The sequence below is a fragment of the Borreliella americana genome (assembly GCF_021043605.1).
GTDB lineage: Bacteria > Spirochaetota > Spirochaetia > Borreliales > Borreliaceae > Borreliella > Borreliella americana.
Map to the genome: position 1 here is coordinate 52575 of NZ_JAJNFB010000001.1, position 18313 is coordinate 70887.

Here is an 18313-nt window from a genome sequence, read left to right on the forward strand (position 1 = left end):
ACAAGGAATATTTTTTGGACAATAAAAAAGAAAACACCCAGAAAGAAAACTGTTTTTCTCATGTAAGTAAATTTAATATACACAATAAAACAATATATATACTTGGAACTGCTCACGTATCAAAAAAAAGCTCAGAAGATACTGCAAATTTAATAGAAATCTTAAAGCCAGACTATATTGCTGTTGAACTTGATGAAGCCCGCTACCATTCGATCTTAAATACTAATGAGAATGAAAAATGGAGAAACTTAGATATAGATAAAGCACTAAAACAAGGAAAAGCCTTCTTTCTCATAATAAACATAATACTTAGTAATTTTCAAAAAAAATTAGCAAAAGAACAGGGAATAAAACCCGGTGAAGAAATGAAAACGGCTATTTTAAAAGCTAAAAAACACAATATTCCACTAATTCTTGCTGACAGAAAAATTGAAACAACCCTAAAAAGAGCTTGGATATCTATTCCAATATTTGAAAAAGCAAAAATAATCTCAAGCCTTTTTTCCCTAACAGATGCAAAAATCACAAAAGATGAAATTGAAAAACTCAAAGAACAGGATGCTCTTTCAAAAATAATGGAAGAACTTTCCAAAGAAATACCTAAAGTCAAAAAAGCTTTAATTGACGAAAGAGATGAATTTATTACAAACAAAATACTTGAAGGAGAGGGCATTATTCTTGCAGTTGTGGGTGCAGGCCATGTAAGCGGAATAATGAGAACTTTAAAAGAAATAAGTCAAAACAAAAAAATAATAAACACTGAAGAACTTGAAAAAATACCTAAAAAACATTTTTCATTTAGCAAAGTTCTATCTTACTTGATTGCAATTTCAATCATTTTACTAATAGTAAGCTCTTTTTACTTTAAAGGATTTGATTTTGCTTACAAAAATTTAAAGCTTTGGATAATATCTAACTCTCTTTTTTCAGGCATGGCATCAATTTTATTAAAGTCCAATCCTTTAACAATTTTAACAGCTATTTTAGGTTCTCCAATATTCTCCGTAATACCATTCATAGGAACAGGAATGGTAGCAGGACTTGTTGAAGCTTATATAAACAAACCAAAGGTCAAAGATTTTGAAAATCTACAAGAAGAATTATCGACAATAAAAGGATATTTCAAAAATAAAGTTACAAGAATTCTATTAATAGTGCTTTTTGTAAACCTTGGATCTACAATTGGAACAATTGTGGGACTTAAATTTTTATTAAATGTTTTCAAATAAACCCTTAAAATAACAAATATTTACACAGGAGTATATATGGGGCTTGTATTTTTAGGTCCTCCAGGTTCTGGAAAGGGGACTATTTCAAAAATTATTTCTAATGAATTTAAATACCAACACATTTCAACAGGAGACTTATTTAGAGAAAATATTTTAAATTCTACGGCTCTTGGAAAAGAAATAAAAAAAATTGTTGAAAGGGGAGAACTGGTCCCTGATCTAATTACAATCAAAATAGTAGAAGATAAAATTAAAGCTATTAAAAAGAACAAAGATTTTATTTTAGATGGATTTCCGCGCAATATTTGTCAAGCCGAAGCTCTTGATAAATTTTTGCCAAATGTAAAAATAATAAACTTTTTAATTGATGAAGAGTTAGTAATAAAAAGACTCTCGGGAAGAAGAATTTGTAAATCTTGCAATAACATTTTTAATATATATACCCTAGCAACAAAAAACATTGGCATTTGCGACGTTTGCGGAGAAGATCTTTACCAACGAGAAGATGATAAAGAAGAATGCTTAAAAACAAGACTTAAAGAATATAGATTACAAACAAAACCACTAATAGAATTTTACTCAAAATGCTCTAGACTTAACAATATTGATGCATCAGTTAAGATTGATGAAATAAGAAAAAAAATAATTGAAATAATATTGAAAAAAATAAATGGAAAAAATGTTTAAAATAAAAAAAATTTGCTTTTGTTTGTTGCTTTTGCAAGCAAAAATAATTCTTGCCCAAGATCAACAAAACTTAGAATTCAATAATGAATATTTTTACTTTAATTTCAAATCTGCTTATTATCCTCCCCACGAGCTGGGCACAAATGGAAGCATCTTTTCACAAAGCTTTAAACGTCCTAACTTCCAAAATATTGAACCAAGTTTAAAAATTCCAGTCAATTATTGGGGAGGAATAAAACTAATATCATATTTAGGTTACTATAAAAATTTTAAAGCTTTACACAATCCTAATTCTATATTTTTTAAAAAAAATGGCATAGACATAGATTTAAATATAGGATTATCTCCTGTAAGCGTCTCATTTAAAAGCACAATAAGCTTTACTCCTATTGCTTTTTTAAATTTATATGCATCAAATGAACTTGGTATAGGTTGGCAAGCTTTTGGATTCAAAGGAGTTGGTGTACACATTGAAAATGGAAAATATTCAAATGATGTTGAATTTTATTCAGAAATAACAGCGGGTGGGCGATTCCAATTTGACCTAAACGCTATTCTCCAAGGTGAATGGACACATATTATTACAGCTATTGGGAATGATTTTATATACTTAATTAATCCCCACGCAAAAAAATATCAACTTTGGAAATATAAAGCAGATGCTGGTAAAAATATAAATGGCATGCTAATAAAACCTTACGTTCTTTTAGCTTACAAAATGCCAATACCTCTTAACACCATAGGCTTACTTTATGAAGGAAAAACACAAATTGGTAAAGAAAGAAACATAGGCTCTTGGAAAAACAAAGGCTGGGGAAGCGATTTTTTTTATCACAATATTTCTATTGTTGCTAATTTTGAAATTATCAAACCTTTAACAATTGGCCTACAATTTAAATTGTCTACAAATCCCACATACACAAGTAACACAGCCGGACTGGCTGATATTTCAAAAAGAATAGCAACTGGCAATTCTTATTTTTATTACAATTCTATTGGGATATCTATAGCTTATAAATACCAAAGTCTATTAAATTAATTTAATACCTAAACTGATTTCTTCCAGAAACTTTAGCTTCATAAAGCTTTCGATCAGCAAGCTTTATGATATTGGTAAAATTGTTATCAATAGGAATTTCTTGAGCAAGTCCAATTGAAACAGTTACAATGCTAGAAACACTACTGTGTTCATGAACTATTCTTAAGCGCTTTATATCATTAATCATTGTTTTAATAATGCCAATCATTTCATTTAGACTCTTATTGACAGAAAAAAAAATAAATTCTTCCCCGCCATATCGAGCAACATCTATTTTGTATTTTAAAGAAACCTTATATAAGGCTTTAGCAATCAATTTAAGACATTCATCGCCATTGGTGTGGCCATAATTATCATTGTAATTTTTAAAATTATCAATATCCAACATCCCAACAATTATTATTTCTTTGCTTTCTAAAGCTTTCATCCACGACTTAGAAAATTTATCCATAAAAAATCTTCTGTTTGGAATTTGAGTAAGCCCATCAATCCTAGACAAGCTTTTAAAATAATCTCTTAACCTTTTTAATTCAAGATGTGTCTTAACTCTAGCATCAATTATTCGACTATTAAAAGGCTTTAAAATATAATCTACACCACCAGCGTTAAATCCTTCAAGTTGATCATCTGTGGAGCTTCTTGAACTAATAAAAATTACAGGAATCTCTTTAGTATCAGGATCGCTTTTTAGCTTCCTACACACCTCATAGCCATTAATATCTGGTAGACCTATGTCAAGAAGTACAAGATCCGGACTATCTTTTTCAACCTGCTTTAAAGCATCAAGTCCATTTGTTGCAACCTCAATCTCATAGGCATCTTGCAATATGTTTACCAATAAATCTAAATTGGTGGGAGAATCATCCACAATTAAAAGCTTCTGATTCTCTGCTTCAAAAGCTTTATCTTTAACTATTATTTCCACTGCTAATTCTCTTATTACTAAGCATTTCAATAATCTCTTCAAGAATCTTAGAGCTCTCAGCAAATCTATATAGTCTTAAATTTCTACGAAGATCACTAAATAATACCTGAATATTATCGTCTAAAACATACTTTTCAATGCTTTCAAGAATTTCTTTGTATTCTCTTGGCTTTCTAGCCTTAATACCAATTAAAAGTTTATTGAGAAGGTTTAAAAATTGATCATTATTTTTAAAATATAGCTTATTCTTACTAACAACCTCAGACTCAAACAAAATATTTTCCTTCATATCGCTTATTAGCTGCAATAAATCATCTTTTACAAAAAAATACATTTTTTTTAACTCAGAAATTGGATCTTTGCTTGTTTCAATTTTTTGAAAATCTTTATACAATTCGCTACGCATATTAGAAAGAGCTCCAGATATTGAATGAGATATATCCTTAATTAAAGACAAATTTTCTTCATCAAAAGCTTTTTCTAAATCAATAATATTAATGGAGATAAAATCAACAAGTCCTCTGCATAATTCAGAATATAATGAATATGAAATATTTAATTCTTTTAAGGCCCTATTAACATCTAAATTGGTAAACTTAACAAGTTGATTCATATCTTTATTCTCCAAAATATCATCAACTTCAAACTGTAAGTATTTTTTTAATATTGTTTTAATCGAACTTATGTGTATTGGCTTTGAGATGTAATCATTCATACCGCTTGCAAGACATTTGTCTTTATACTCTTGCAAAGCGTGCGCTGTTACAGCGACCAAAACACAGGGCTTTAAATTATTTACCTTTTCAAATTTTCTAATTTCCTTAGCCACCGAAAATCCATCATATCTTGGCATTCGTATATCAATAAAAGAGATAGCATATTTTTTATCTTTTAAAGACTTTAAAGCCTTTACCCCATCATCTACAACATCAATAAAATTTTCATTAATACCTATTACAACAAGAATATCTTTCAACACTTTTTGATTTACCTGATTATCTTCAGCTATTAAAACATTAATGGGCTCTTTTATCCTTAAAGCACCATCTATTGGAACCAAATCTTCAAAATCCATTTCTGGATTAAACTCTTCTTTTTCATAAAGCACAGAACATATACTAAGCCCCATTAAAGGCTTTTTAACATACCTATATTTTAAATTTTTTAGAGCTTTATTATCTAAATAATAAAATAAAAAAATAATTTGTACATCAGAACTTAGTCTTTCAATATTATTGGCAAATCGAATGCTCTCTTGAATATTATCGTTATTTACATTTACATAAACAAAATTATAAAAAGGATATTCCTTGAAGACTTTATAAGCATCTTCAAAAGACGCCACATAGCGCACATTAGAAGAACATCCCAATAAAATCGAACAACGCTCAAAAATTTTAATAGATTTTTGACTTAAAAGCACATTTAATACTTTATTATCACAATTTATTGATTGAAATTTATTGATTGACAATTTTTTACTTTTAAGCTCATCGCCCAATAAAAAGGGCAACATAAATGAAAAAGTTGTACCCTCTCCTACCTTACTATCAACAGCAATGCCAAGACCACCCATTAATCTTATAAGCTCTCTAGATATTGACAACCCCAATCCAGCACCCTCATGAACCCTTGAAGAAGAATCATCCTCTTGTTTGAAGATTTCAAATATCTTAGAAAAATTCTCTCTTTCAATACCCTTGCCTGTATCTATTACTTTAAATTCAACTGTAACCAAAACCCTATTACCATCGATTCTTGTTCTATATACTTCTTCATAGTTTAAAACAATAACACCATCGTCTGTAAACTTAAAAGCATTTCCTATTAAATTAATTAAAACTTGTTTAATTTTTACAATATCACCCTTTATATAATTCTTAAAAATAGATTTAGAATAAGAGAACAAATCAATATTTTTCTTTGCACATTGAGATTGAAAAGTTTTCAAAACCACTTCCATTTCATTTTCTAAATCAATCTCTTGACTCTCAACATATAATTCATTGACATCTATTTTAGACAAATACAAAATATCATCAATTAAAGAAAGCAAAGAATCAGATGAATAATTTATCATTCTAACATAGTCCTTTTGAACATCTGTAAGAATAGTTGTGTTCAAAAGCTCAGTAGCCGCCATTATCCCGTTAATAGGAGTACGAATATCATGACTGACATTAGCTACAAAAATGGTTTTAGCAGCATTAGCAGCTTCTGCAATCTTTTTTTCATTCATAACAAAAGAATATCTTCTTTTCTGCTCAAATGATAATCTGAACATAAATATAATTACAAATGCTAAAAAAGTAAAATAAAATATAACGACCGTTAACACTAGAAATTTGAAATTTTTAAACCTGCCACCTTTGGACTTATAATAAATATCGAATTTCCAATCATTTAAATACATCTGACTGCCAACATTTGAACGCATAACAATTTTTTGAATAATTTCTTTCAAGATATAATCCTGATTATAAATAGCAAGACTCAAATCAAAATACAAATCCCTAAAAGTAGGAATTTTTTCAACATCAACAATATTTAATTCTTCAAAAACGGCAGCGGCTGTATACTCATCGCTAATAATCCCATCTACCTTTCCCCTATAAAGAAGGAGCAAGGCCTCTTTAAAGCTACTTACAAGAATAAGATTTGATTTAATATTAGAAGCTAAATTTTTACTATATAAAAAATCAAGCATAGCAAACTTTTCCAAAGATCTAGATGGAAGCACCCTTTTTTTATTTGAAAAAATATAAAGTGGAATTCGAGAATTTAATTTTATATTAAAAACATTATCCAAATTTGAATCGGTTGCATTAGTATTTAGCATATCGATTTTTCCAGATTTGATTAATTTTTCAAGATCTAAACTATTGTGTGCTTCAATTATATTAAATCTCAAACCTGAAAACATTCTAATCTTATCAAGCAAAAATTGATTTATTCCTTTATAATTATTTGTCTCAACATAATCTATTGGATACCAATTTTTAACAGCAAGATTTAATTTATTATTTTTTGATAACCAAATTTTTTCTTCTATATTAAATTTAACCTTATTCATAATTTTATAACTATTTATTCTAGAACTATTAATCTCTTCTTTATCCAACCAATTTTTATCTATTTGAAGTAAAGATTCAAATGAAATATCATCAAATATAGAATTGAGAATATATTTAATAACCTTATAAACCCTATTATCAATGGCTAATACTAAAAACCTATTTTTATTAAAAATCGAATCGTAAGATTTTAATCTACCATTATATCCATTTAATTTTAATAAATATTTTGTTGTTATTGAATTTTCTATAAACCCATATGAATTATTAACAATGTCTATAAAGTTATTAACAATATCTTTATTCTTATTTAATTGAATATTATTAAAATTAAAATCAATAAACTGAGAATTTATTGAACCAGCGTCATTGTTTAGGTCTTTAGAATAAAATTTAAAATTAAGAGGATATATTGGCTTACTTACTACATAATTAACATTTTGAAATACACTATCATTACTAATAATCCCTCCAAAAATACCTACTGACTTTCCCTCTAATGATCTCTTAATGTCCTCTTTGGGAAATCCCTTAAAAATAGGCTTAAAAACATGTTGTCTTGAGAGAAGATTCCATAAATCCACTAAAATGCCAGACAATTTTCCCTGTGAATTAATAAAACTTAAAGGGGGATAATCATTATATAAACCAACATCAACAAAACTTCCCTTAGAAGTACTATCCAAAAAAGAAACAAAAAGTTCCTCAGGCATTTTCATTAAATACGAAAACAAATCTAAATTCAAATTCTTTACTATCTCGGGAGCATTTCTACTAATAGCCAATCTATTTTTGATACTATAAAAAACATCTCCAGTAAAAATTACAAGATCTTCACTTAAAAAATGCTTTGCAATATAATGTAAAGTCTTGCAATCGCCATATATATAATCAACTTTATCGTTTTTTAAAGCCAATACTAACTCTTGAGAATTATCAGCCAAAAAAATAGTGTTAGCGCTTTTTAACCTCAAGATATCCTCATATATTGTATTTTTAATAACTCCTATATTAAAATTGGATAAAAATGTGGAATGAGTATTTTTATATTTTTTATTAGAGTTTTTAAAAAATAAAATTGAAATACTCCTAGCAAGCTCACTTTTAAAATAAAAAAAATCATTTAATTTTGTATTATAAGTCAATCCTAAATATATTGCTTCATCTTCAATTTCACTTTCATTTAAATTATCAATGTGTTCAATCCTAATATCAACATTATTATCTTTTGCCCATTTATCTAAAATGAAAAAAATAAGCCCTTCATATTCTCCTTTATTATTCTTATAGTAAAAAGGAAAAAACTGATCTACAAGCTTAAACTTAAAAATATTCTTAGAAAATAAATTGACATTGATAAAGCAAACCAAAATTAAAATTAAAAAATTAGCACCTAAAAAGTTTGCTTTCTTCATGTTGTTTTAAAATTCCCTTATTAAAATACAATAGTTTTACCGCTGTATAAAACAAATATACATAATAAAATCAAAATTTAAAGTATAAAAATAAAAACCCTGGCAATAACCTACTCTCCCGCGAACTCGCAGTACCATCAGCGAATAAGAGCTTAACTTCTGTGTTCGGAATGATAACAGGTGTTTCCTCTTTTCTTTAACCACCAGGGTTTTTATAAGGAAGATAAAAATATGGCCAAAGATACGGGTAATTAGTATTAGTCAGCTTAATATATTACTATACTTACACTTCTAACCTATCAACCTGGTATTCTTCCAGAACCCTTAAAGGATATCTCATCTTGAGGAAGGCTTCCCACTTAGATGCTTTCAGCGGTTATCCTTTCCGAACGTAGCTACCCAGCACTTACCCCTGGCAGGATAACTGGTACACTAGAGGTTCGTCCATCTCGGTCCTCTCGTACTAAAGATAGCTCCTCTCAAATATCCAACGCTTGTGGCAGATAGGGACCAAACTGTCTCACGACGTTCTGAACCCAGCTCGCGTACCGCTTTAAATGGCGAACAGCCATACCCTTAGGACCTGCTCCAGCCCTAGGATGCGATGAGCCGACATCGAGGTGCCAAACCCTTCCGTCGATGTGAACTCTTGGGAAGGATAAGCCTGTTATCCCCGGAGTACCTTTTATTCGTTAAGTGACGGCGCTTCCACTTGCCACCGCCAGATCACTAAGACCTACTTTCGTATCTGTTCGACTTGTCAGTCTTACAGTTAAGCTACCTTATGCCTTTACACTTACAAAGTGATTTCCAACCACTCTAAGGTAACCTTTGCGCACCTCCGTTACTCTTTAGGAGGCGACCGCCCCAGTCAAACTACCCACCTGGCACTCTCCTCATATTTCTATAAGTTAGAAACCTAATTAAACAAGGGTGGTATTTCAAGATTGACTCCACTACCCCTAACGAGATAGCTTCAAAGTCTCCCACCTATCCTACACATATTTAATCAAATCTCAATACCAAGCTATAGTAAAGGTTCACGGGGTCTTTCCGTCTAACCACAAGTAATCGGCATCTTCACCGATACTTCAATTTCACCGAGCTCCACGTTGAGACAGCGTCCAAATCGTTACACCATTCGTGCGGGTCGGAACTTACCCGACAAGGAATTTCGCTACCTTAGGACCGTTATAGTTACGGCCGCCGTTTACTGGGGCTTAAATTCAATGCTTCGAATAAACTAACATCTCCTCTTAACCTTCCAGCACCGGGCAGGTGTCAGTCCCTATACTTCTCTTTACAGATTTGCAGAGACCTGTGTTTTTGGTAAACAGTCGTTTGGACCATTTTTATGCTACCTAATTGCTTAGGTCGTACTTATCCCGAAGTTACGTACGTATTTTGCAGAGTTCCTTAACGTGGATTCTCTCGCGCGCCTTAGAATTTTCATCCCACCTACCTGTGTCGGTTTGCGGTACGGTCCCTTATAGCCTAACCTTAGAAGTTATTTCTTGGCACCTTGACTACCTACATTTCATGCTACCTAAATAGCACTCATCATCACATCTTAGCTCTCTTAACGGATTTTCCTATCAAGATCATCACCTTAATGCTTAAACTAGGACAACCATCGCCTAGCAGTAGTTAACCTCATGCGTCACTCCATCGAAACTATAAGAGGTACGGGAATATTAACCCGTTTCCCATCGACTACACTTTTCAGCTTTGCCTTAGGGGCCGACTAACCCTGGGAAGACGACCTTTACCCAGGAACCCTTAGGTTTTCGGCGAATGGGAATCTCACCCATTTTTTCGTTACTCATACCTGCATTCTCGCTTCTGATACCTCCATCAAACTTTCCAGTTTAACTTCTCTGGCTTACAGAACGCTCCCCTACCATCTCAACTTTCGTTAAGATCCAAAGCTTCGGTAATGTGTTTAGCCCCGTTACATTATCGGCGCTTAAGTACTCGACCAGTGAGCTATTACGCACTCTTTAAAGGTATGGCTGCTTCTAAGCCAACCTCCTGGCTGTTTACGTACCTAAACCTCCTTTTCCACTTAACACATTTTTGAGACCTTAGCTGTTGGTCTGGGTTGTTTCCCTCTCGACTATGAACCTTATCGCCCATAGTCTCACTCCTATTCATCATTTAATAGCATTCGGAGTTTAACTGAGTTTGGTACCCTTTGACAGGCCCTAGCTCAATTAGTGCTCTACCTCTATTAAACTAAAATAAGGCTGAACTTAAATCCATTTCGGGGAGAACCAGCTATCTCCGAGTTTGTTTAGCCTTTCACTCCTATTCACAGCTCATCCCTGCCTTTTTAAACAGACTAGAGTTCGGCCCTCCACTTGGTTTTACCCAAGCTTCAGCCTGGCCATAAATAGATCACTCGGCTTCGGGTCTACCACATCTAACTAAATCGCCCTTTTAAGACTCGCTTTCGCTTCGACTCCAGCACTTCCATGCTTTAATCTTGCTAGACATGATAACTCGCAGGTTCATTATGCAAAAGGCACGCCATCACCGCAATAAATTACGGCTTTGACTGCTTGTAAGTCTACGGTTTCAGTTCTATTTCACTCCCCTCCCGGGGTTCTTTTCACCTTTCCCTCACGGTACTCTTCTCTATCGGTAGCTTTTTAGTATTTAGCCTTGGAGAGTGGTCTCCCCAGCTTCAAACAAGGTTTCTCGTGCCTCGTCCTACTCAGGAACATTTTAAAAAGATATTTACATTTAAATTACAGGACTATCACCTTCTTTGGTTAAACTTTCCAGATTATTCTTCTATATAAATATTTTGTAACTTTTTTGCTTATTACAGACTAAGCCTAAACGTCCTACAACCCCCTAAATGCAACGCTCTGCAACTTGACACATTTAAAGTTTGGGCTACTCCCTTTTCGCTCGCCACTACTAAGGGAATCTCTTTGATTTCTTTTCCTCAGGGTACTTAGATGGTTCACTTCCCCTGGTATCGCCTCTATTACTTGAATAATAGATAGCTAGCATCTTGCTAGCTGGATTACTCCATTCGGTAATCTTGGGATCAATAAATGTTTGCTTCTCCCCCAAGCTTTTCGCAGCTTACCACGACCTTCTTCGCCTTAAAGCTCCTAGGCATTCACCATAGACTCTTATTACTTTGACCATATTTTTATCTTCCATCTCTATTTTGCCAATTTGTTTATGCAACATAAGATAATATATATCTTTGTTTAATCCATGTCAATATATATTTTATTTTTTATGTTATTTAAATAACACATTTAAAAACACAAATATTTAAATATACATAATAAAATCAAAATTTAAAGTATAAAAATAAAAACCCTGGCAATAACCTACTCTCCCGCGAACTCGCAGTACCATCAGCGAATAAGAGCTTAACTTCTGTGTTCGGAATGATAACAGGTGTTTCCTCTTTTCTTTAACCACCAGGGTTTTTATAAGGAAGATAAAAATATGGCCAAAGATACGGGTAATTAGTATTAGTCAGCTTAATATATTACTATACTTACACTTCTAACCTATCAACCTGGTATTCTTCCAGAACCCTTAAAGGATATCTCATCTTGAGGAAGGCTTCCCACTTAGATGCTTTCAGCGGTTATCCTTTCCGAACGTAGCTACCCAGCACTTACCCCTGGCAGGATAACTGGTACACTAGAGGTTCGTCCATCTCGGTCCTCTCGTACTAAAGATAGCTCCTCTCAAATATCCAACGCTTGTGGCAGATAGGGACCAAACTGTCTCACGACGTTCTGAACCCAGCTCGCGTACCGCTTTAAATGGCGAACAGCCATACCCTTAGGACCTGCTCCAGCCCTAGGATGCGATGAGCCGACATCGAGGTGCCAAACCCTTCCGTCGATGTGAACTCTTGGGAAGGATAAGCCTGTTATCCCCGGAGTACCTTTTATTCGTTAAGTGACGGCGCTTCCACTTGCCACCGCCAGATCACTAAGACCTACTTTCGTATCTGTTCGACTTGTCAGTCTTACAGTTAAGCTACCTTATGCCTTTACACTTACAAAGTGATTTCCAACCACTCTAAGGTAACCTTTGCGCACCTCCGTTACTCTTTAGGAGGCGACCGCCCCAGTCAAACTACCCACCTGGCACTCTCCTCATATTTCTATAAGTTAGAAACCTAATTAAACAAGGGTGGTATTTCAAGATTGACTCCACTACCCCTAACGAGATAGCTTCAAAGTCTCCCACCTATCCTACACATATTTAATCAAATCTCAATACCAAGCTATAGTAAAGGTTCACGGGGTCTTTCCGTCTAACCACAAGTAATCGGCATCTTCACCGATACTTCAATTTCACCGAGCTCCACGTTGAGACAGCGTCCAAATCGTTACACCATTCGTGCGGGTCGGAACTTACCCGACAAGGAATTTCGCTACCTTAGGACCGTTATAGTTACGGCCGCCGTTTACTGGGGCTTAAATTCAATGCTTCGAATAAACTAACATCTCCTCTTAACCTTCCAGCACCGGGCAGGTGTCAGTCCCTATACTTCTCTTTACAGATTTGCAGAGACCTGTGTTTTTGGTAAACAGTCGTTTGGACCATTTTTATGCTACCTAATTGCTTAGGTCGTACTTATCCCGAAGTTACGTACGTATTTTGCAGAGTTCCTTAACGTGGATTCTCTCGCGCGCCTTAGAATTTTCATCCCACCTACCTGTGTCGGTTTGCGGTACGGTCCCTTATAGCCTAACCTTAGAAGTTATTTCTTGGCACCTTGACTACCTACATTTCATGCTACCTAAATAGCACTCATCATCACATCTTAGCTCTCTTAACGGATTTTCCTATCAAGATCATCACCTTAATGCTTAAACTAGGACAACCATCGCCTAGCAGTAGTTAACCTCATGCGTCACTCCATCGAAACTATAAGAGGTACGGGAATATTAACCCGTTTCCCATCGACTACACTTTTCAGCTTTGCCTTAGGGGCCGACTAACCCTGGGAAGACGACCTTTACCCAGGAACCCTTAGGTTTTCGGCGAATGGGAATCTCACCCATTTTTTCGTTACTCATACCTGCATTCTCGCTTCTGATACCTCCATCAAACTTTCCAGTTTAACTTCTCTGGCTTACAGAACGCTCCCCTACCATCTCAACTTTCGTTAAGATCCAAAGCTTCGGTAATGTGTTTAGCCCCGTTACATTATCGGCGCTTAAGTACTCGACCAGTGAGCTATTACGCACTCTTTAAAGGTATGGCTGCTTCTAAGCCAACCTCCTGGCTGTTTACGTACCTAAACCTCCTTTTCCACTTAACACATTTTTGAGACCTTAGCTGTTGGTCTGGGTTGTTTCCCTCTCGACTATGAACCTTATCGCCCATAGTCTCACTCCTATTCATCATTTAATAGCATTCGGAGTTTAACTGAGTTTGGTACCCTTTGACAGGCCCTAGCTCAATTAGTGCTCTACCTCTATTAAACTAAAATAAGGCTGAACTTAAATCCATTTCGGGGAGAACCAGCTATCTCCGAGTTTGTTTAGCCTTTCACTCCTATTCACAGCTCATCCCTGCCTTTTTAAACAGACTAGAGTTCGGCCCTCCACTTGGTTTTACCCAAGCTTCAGCCTGGCCATAAATAGATCACTCGGCTTCGGGTCTACCACATCTAACTAAATCGCCCTTTTAAGACTCGCTTTCGCTTCGACTCCAGCACTTCCATGCTTTAATCTTGCTAGACATGATAACTCGCAGGTTCATTATGCAAAAGGCACGCCATCACCGCAATAAATTACGGCTTTGACTGCTTGTAAGTCTACGGTTTCAGTTCTATTTCACTCCCCTCCCGGGGTTCTTTTCACCTTTCCCTCACGGTACTCTTCTCTATCGGTAGCTTTTTAGTATTTAGCCTTGGAGAGTGGTCTCCCCAGCTTCAAACAAGGTTTCTCGTGCCTCGTCCTACTCAGGAACATTTTAAAAAGATATTTACATTTAAATTACAGGACTATCACCTTCTTTGGTTAAACTTTCCAGATTATTCTTCTATATAAATATTTTGTAACTTTTTTGCTTATTACAGACTAAGCCTAAACGTCCTACAACCCCCTAAATGCAACGCTCTGCAACTTGACACATTTAAAGTTTGGGCTACTCCCTTTTCGCTCGCCACTACTAAGGGAATCTCTTTGATTTCTTTTCCTCAGGGTACTTAGATGGTTCACTTCCCCTGGTATCGCCTCTATTACTTGAATAATAGATAGCTAGCATCTTGCTAGCTGGATTACTCCATTCGGTAATCTTGGGATCAATAAATGTTTGCTTCTCCCCCAAGCTTTTCGCAGCTTACCACGACCTTCTTCGCCTTAAAGCTCCTAGGCATTCACCATAGACTCTTATTACTTTGACCATATTTTTATCTTCCATCTCTATTTTGCCAATTTGTTTATGCAACATAAGATAATATATATCTTTGTTTAATCCATGTCAATATATATTTTATTTTTTATGTTATTTAAATAACACATTTAAAAACACAAATATTTAAATAACATAAAAATAAAATTTAAAGTATAAAAATAAAAACCCTGGCAATAACCTACTCTCCCGCGAACTCGCAGTACCATCAGCGAACAAGAGCTTAACTTCTGTGTTCGGAATGATAACAGGTGTTTCCTCTTTTCTTTAACCACCAGGGTTTTTACAAGGAAGACAAAAATATGGCCAAAGATACGGGTAATTAGTATTAGTCAGCTTAATATATTACTATACTTACACTTCTAACCTATCAACCTGGTATTCTTCCAGAACCCTTAAAGGATATCTCATCTTGAGGAAGGCTTCCCACTTAGATGCTTTCAGCGGTTATCCTTTCCGAACGTAGCTACCCAGCACTTACCCCTGGCAGGATAACTGGTACACTAGAGGTTCGTCCATCTCGGTCCTCTCGTACTAAAGATAGCTCCTCTCAAATATCCAACGCTTGTGGCAGATAGGGACCAAACTGTCTCACGACGTTCTGAACCCAGCTCGCGTACCGCTTTAAATGGCGAACAGCCATACCCTTAGGACCTGCTCCAGCCCTAGGATGCGATGAGCCGACATCGAGGTGCCAAACCCTTCCGTCGATGTGAACTCTTGGGAAGGATAAGCCTGTTATCCCCGGAGTACCTTTTATTCGTTAAGTGACGGCGCTTCCACTTGCCACCGCCAGATCACTAAGACCTACTTTCGTATCTGTTCGACTTGTCAGTCTTACAGTTAAGCTACCTTATGCCTTTACACTTACAAAGTGATTTCCAACCACTCTAAGGTAACCTTTGCGCACCTCCGTTACTCTTTAGGAGGCGACCGCCCCAGTCAAACTACCCACCTGGCACTCTCCTCATATTTCTATAAGTTAGAAACCTAATTAAACAAGGGTGGTATTTCAAGATTGACTCCACTACCCCTAACGAGATAGCTTCAAAGTCTCCCACCTATCCTACACATATTTAATCAAATCTCAATACCAAGCTATAGTAAAGGTTCACGGGGTCTTTCCGTCTAACCACAAGTAATCGGCATCTTCACCGATACTTCAATTTCACCGAGCTCCACGTTGAGACAGCGTCCAAATCGTTACACCATTCGTGCGGGTCGGAACTTACCCGACAAGGAATTTCGCTACCTTAGGACCGTTATAGTTACGGCCGCCGTTTACTGGGGCTTAAATTCAATGCTTCGAATAAACTAACATCTCCTCTTAACCTTCCAGCACCGGGCAGGTGTCAGTCCCTATACTTCTCTTTACAGATTTGCAGAGACCTGTGTTTTTGGTAAACAGTCGTTTGGACCATTTTTATGCTACCTAATTGCTTAGGTCGTACTTATCCCGAAGTTACGTACGTATTTTGCAGAGTTCCTTAACGTGGATTCTCTCGCGCGCCTTAGAATTTTCATCCCACCTACCTGTGTCGGTTTGCGGTACGGTCCCTTATAGCCTAACCTTAGAAGTTATTTCTTGGCACCTTGACTACCTACATTTCATGCTACCTAAATAGCACTCATCATCACATCTTAGCTCTCTTAACGGATTTTCCTATCAAGATCATCACCTTAATGCTTAAACTAGGACAACCATCGCCTAGCAGTAGTTAACCTCATGCGTCACTCCATCGAAACTATAAGAGGTACGGGAATATTAACCCGTTTCCCATCGACTACACTTTTCAGCTTTGCCTTAGGGGCCGACTAACCCTGGGAAGACGACCTTTACCCAGGAACCCTTAGGTTTTCGGCGAATGGGAATCTCACCCATTTTTTCGTTACTCATACCTGCATTCTCGCTTCTGATACCTCCATCAAACTTTCCAGTTTAACTTCTCTGGCTTACAGAACGCTCCCCTACCATCTCAACTTTCGTTAAGATCCAAAGCTTCGGTAATGTGTTTAGCCCCGTTACATTATCGGCGCTTAAGTACTCGACCAGTGAGCTATTACGCACTCTTTAAAGGTATGGCTGCTTCTAAGCCAACCTCCTGGCTGTTTACGTACCTAAACCTCCTTTTCCACTTAACACATTTTTGAGACCTTAGCTGTTGGTCTGGGTTGTTTCCCTCTCGACTATGAACCTTATCGCCCATAGTCTCACTCCTATTCATCATTTAATAGCATTCGGAGTTTAACTGAGTTTGGTACCCTTTGACAGGCCCTAGCTCAATTAGTGCTCTACCTCTATTAAACTAAAATAAGGCTGAACTTAAATCCATTTCGGGGAGAACCAGCTATCTCCGAGTTTGTTTAGCCTTTCACTCCTATTCACAGCTCATCCCTGCCTTTTTAAACAGACTAGAGTTCGGCCCTCCACTTGGTTTTACCCAAGCTTCAGCCTGGCCATAAATAGATCACTCGGCTTCGGGTCTACCACATCTAACTAAATCGCCCTTTTAAGACTCGCTTTCGCTTCGACTCCAGCACTTCCATGCTTTAATCTTGCTAGACATGATAACTCGCAGGTTCATTATGCAAAAGGCACGCCATCACCGCAATAAATTACGGCTTTGACTGCTTGTAAGTCTACGGTTTCAGTTCTATTTCACTCCCCTCCCGGGGTTCTTTTCACCTTTCCCTCACGGTACTCTTCTCTATCGGTAGCTTTTTAGTATTTAGCCTTGGAGAGTGGTCTCCCCAGCTTCAAACAAGGTTTCTCGTGCCTCGTCCTACTCAGGAACATTTTAAAAAGATATTTACATTTAAATTACAGGACTATCACCTTCTTTGGTTAAACTTTCCAGATTATTCTTCTATATAAATATTTTGTAACTTTTTTGCTTATTACAGACTAAGCCTAAACGTCCTACAACCCCCTAAATGCAACGCTCTGCAACTTGACACATTTAAAGTTTGGGCTACTCCCTTTTCGCTCGCCACTACTAAGGGAATCTCTTTGATTTCTTTTCCTCAGGGTACTTAGATGGTTCACTTCCCCTGGTATCGCCTCTATTACTTGAATAATAGATAGCTAGCATCTTGCTAGCTGGATTACTCCATTCGGTAATCTTGGGATCAATAAATGTTTGCTTCTCCCCCAAGCTTTTCGCAGCTTACCACGACCTTCTTCGCCTTAAAGCTCCTAGGCATTCACCATAGACTCTTATTACTTTGACCATATTTTTATCTTCCATCTCTATTTTGCCAATTTGTTTATGCAACATAAAATAATATATATCTTTGTTTAATCCATGTCAATATATATTTTATTTTTTATGTTATTTAAATAACACATTTAAAAACACAAATATTTAAATAACATAAAAATAAAATTTAAAGTATAAAAATAAAAACCCTGGCAATAACCTACTCTCCCGCGAACTCGCAGTACCATCAGCGAACAAGAGCTTAACTTCTGTGTTCGGAATGATAACAGGTGTTTCCTCTTTTCTTTAACCACCAGGGTTTTTACAAGGAAG

Annotated in this window: 5 protein-coding genes and 7 rRNA genes; 3 read left to right on the forward strand and 9 right to left on the reverse strand. The window is 35.7% G+C overall.

Going from position 1 to position 18313, the window contains the following annotated elements:
• Window positions 1-14 precede the first annotated feature (14 nt).
• From LRB30_RS00255 to LRB30_RS00265, 3 genes are read left to right on the forward strand one after another with little or no spacing between them, the layout of a single operon-like run.
• Window positions 15-1229 carry a TraB/GumN family protein gene (locus tag LRB30_RS00255; protein WP_231014399.1) on the forward strand — a complete coding sequence of 405 codons (1215 nt, stop codon included), beginning with the start codon at window positions 15-17 and terminating at the stop codon, window positions 1227-1229.
• A gap of 36 nt (window positions 1230-1265) precedes the next feature.
• Complete coding sequence (locus LRB30_RS00260; RefSeq protein WP_231018600.1) at window positions 1266-1916, forward strand: adenylate kinase; 651 nt, start codon at window positions 1266-1268, stop codon at window positions 1914-1916.
• Window positions 1900-2955, forward strand: coding sequence for a hypothetical protein (locus tag LRB30_RS00265; protein ID WP_231014401.1), 1056 nt, complete (start codon window positions 1900-1902; stop codon window positions 2953-2955). The genes LRB30_RS00260 and LRB30_RS00265 overlap by 17 nt, the downstream gene beginning before the upstream one ends.
• Before the next feature lies 1 nt (window position 2956).
• On the opposite strand, the gene rrp1 is transcribed toward LRB30_RS00265, so the two are convergent.
• The 9 genes from rrp1 to rrf (LRB30_RS00310) all read right to left on the reverse strand — a co-directional run bounded on the left by rrp1 (window position 2957) and on the right by rrf (LRB30_RS00310) (window position 18298).
• Complete coding sequence (gene rrp1 / locus LRB30_RS00270) at window positions 2957-3880, reverse strand: cyclic-di-GMP-producing response regulator Rrp1 (RefSeq protein ID WP_231014402.1); 924 nt, start codon at window positions 3878-3880, stop codon at window positions 2957-2959.
• Window positions 3864-8369 (reverse strand): ATP-binding protein, encoded by a 4506-nt coding sequence (locus LRB30_RS00275; RefSeq protein WP_231018601.1) that lies wholly within the window; start codon window positions 8367-8369, stop codon window positions 3864-3866. Before LRB30_RS00275 ends, rrp1 begins: the two co-directional genes overlap by 17 nt.
• A gap of 97 nt (window positions 8370-8466) precedes the next feature.
• Window positions 8467-8577: ribosomal RNA gene (gene rrf, locus LRB30_RS00280) — 5S ribosomal RNA — on the reverse strand.
• A gap of 23 nt (window positions 8578-8600) precedes the next feature.
• Window positions 8601-11529 (reverse strand): 23S ribosomal RNA (locus LRB30_RS00285).
• A 180-nt stretch (window positions 11530-11709) separates the two neighbouring features.
• A 5S ribosomal RNA gene (gene rrf / locus LRB30_RS00290) occupies window positions 11710-11820 on the reverse strand.
• A gap of 23 nt (window positions 11821-11843) precedes the next feature.
• A 23S ribosomal RNA gene (locus tag LRB30_RS00295) occupies window positions 11844-14772 on the reverse strand.
• A gap of 176 nt (window positions 14773-14948) precedes the next feature.
• A 5S ribosomal RNA gene (gene rrf / locus LRB30_RS00300) occupies window positions 14949-15059 on the reverse strand.
• 23 nt (window positions 15060-15082) lie between these two features.
• A 23S ribosomal RNA gene (locus LRB30_RS00305) occupies window positions 15083-18011 on the reverse strand.
• A 176-nt stretch (window positions 18012-18187) separates the two neighbouring features.
• Window positions 18188-18298 (reverse strand): 5S ribosomal RNA (rrf, locus tag LRB30_RS00310).
• Window positions 18299-18313 lie beyond the last annotated feature (15 nt).

Bases quoted from the DNA above. Each gene is read 5' to 3' on its own strand.
- LRB30_RS00260 (WP_231018600.1), top strand. From the start codon at position 1,266: ATGGGGCTTGTATTTTTAGGTCCTCCAGGTTCTGGAAAGGGGACTATT.
- LRB30_RS00265 (WP_231014401.1), top strand. From the start codon at position 1,900: ATGGAAAAAATGTTTAAAATAAAAAAAATTTGCTTTTGTTTGTTGCTT.
- LRB30_RS00275 (WP_231018601.1), bottom strand. From the start codon at position 8,369: ATGAAGAAAGCAAACTTTTTAGGTGCTAATTTTTTAATTTTAATTTTG.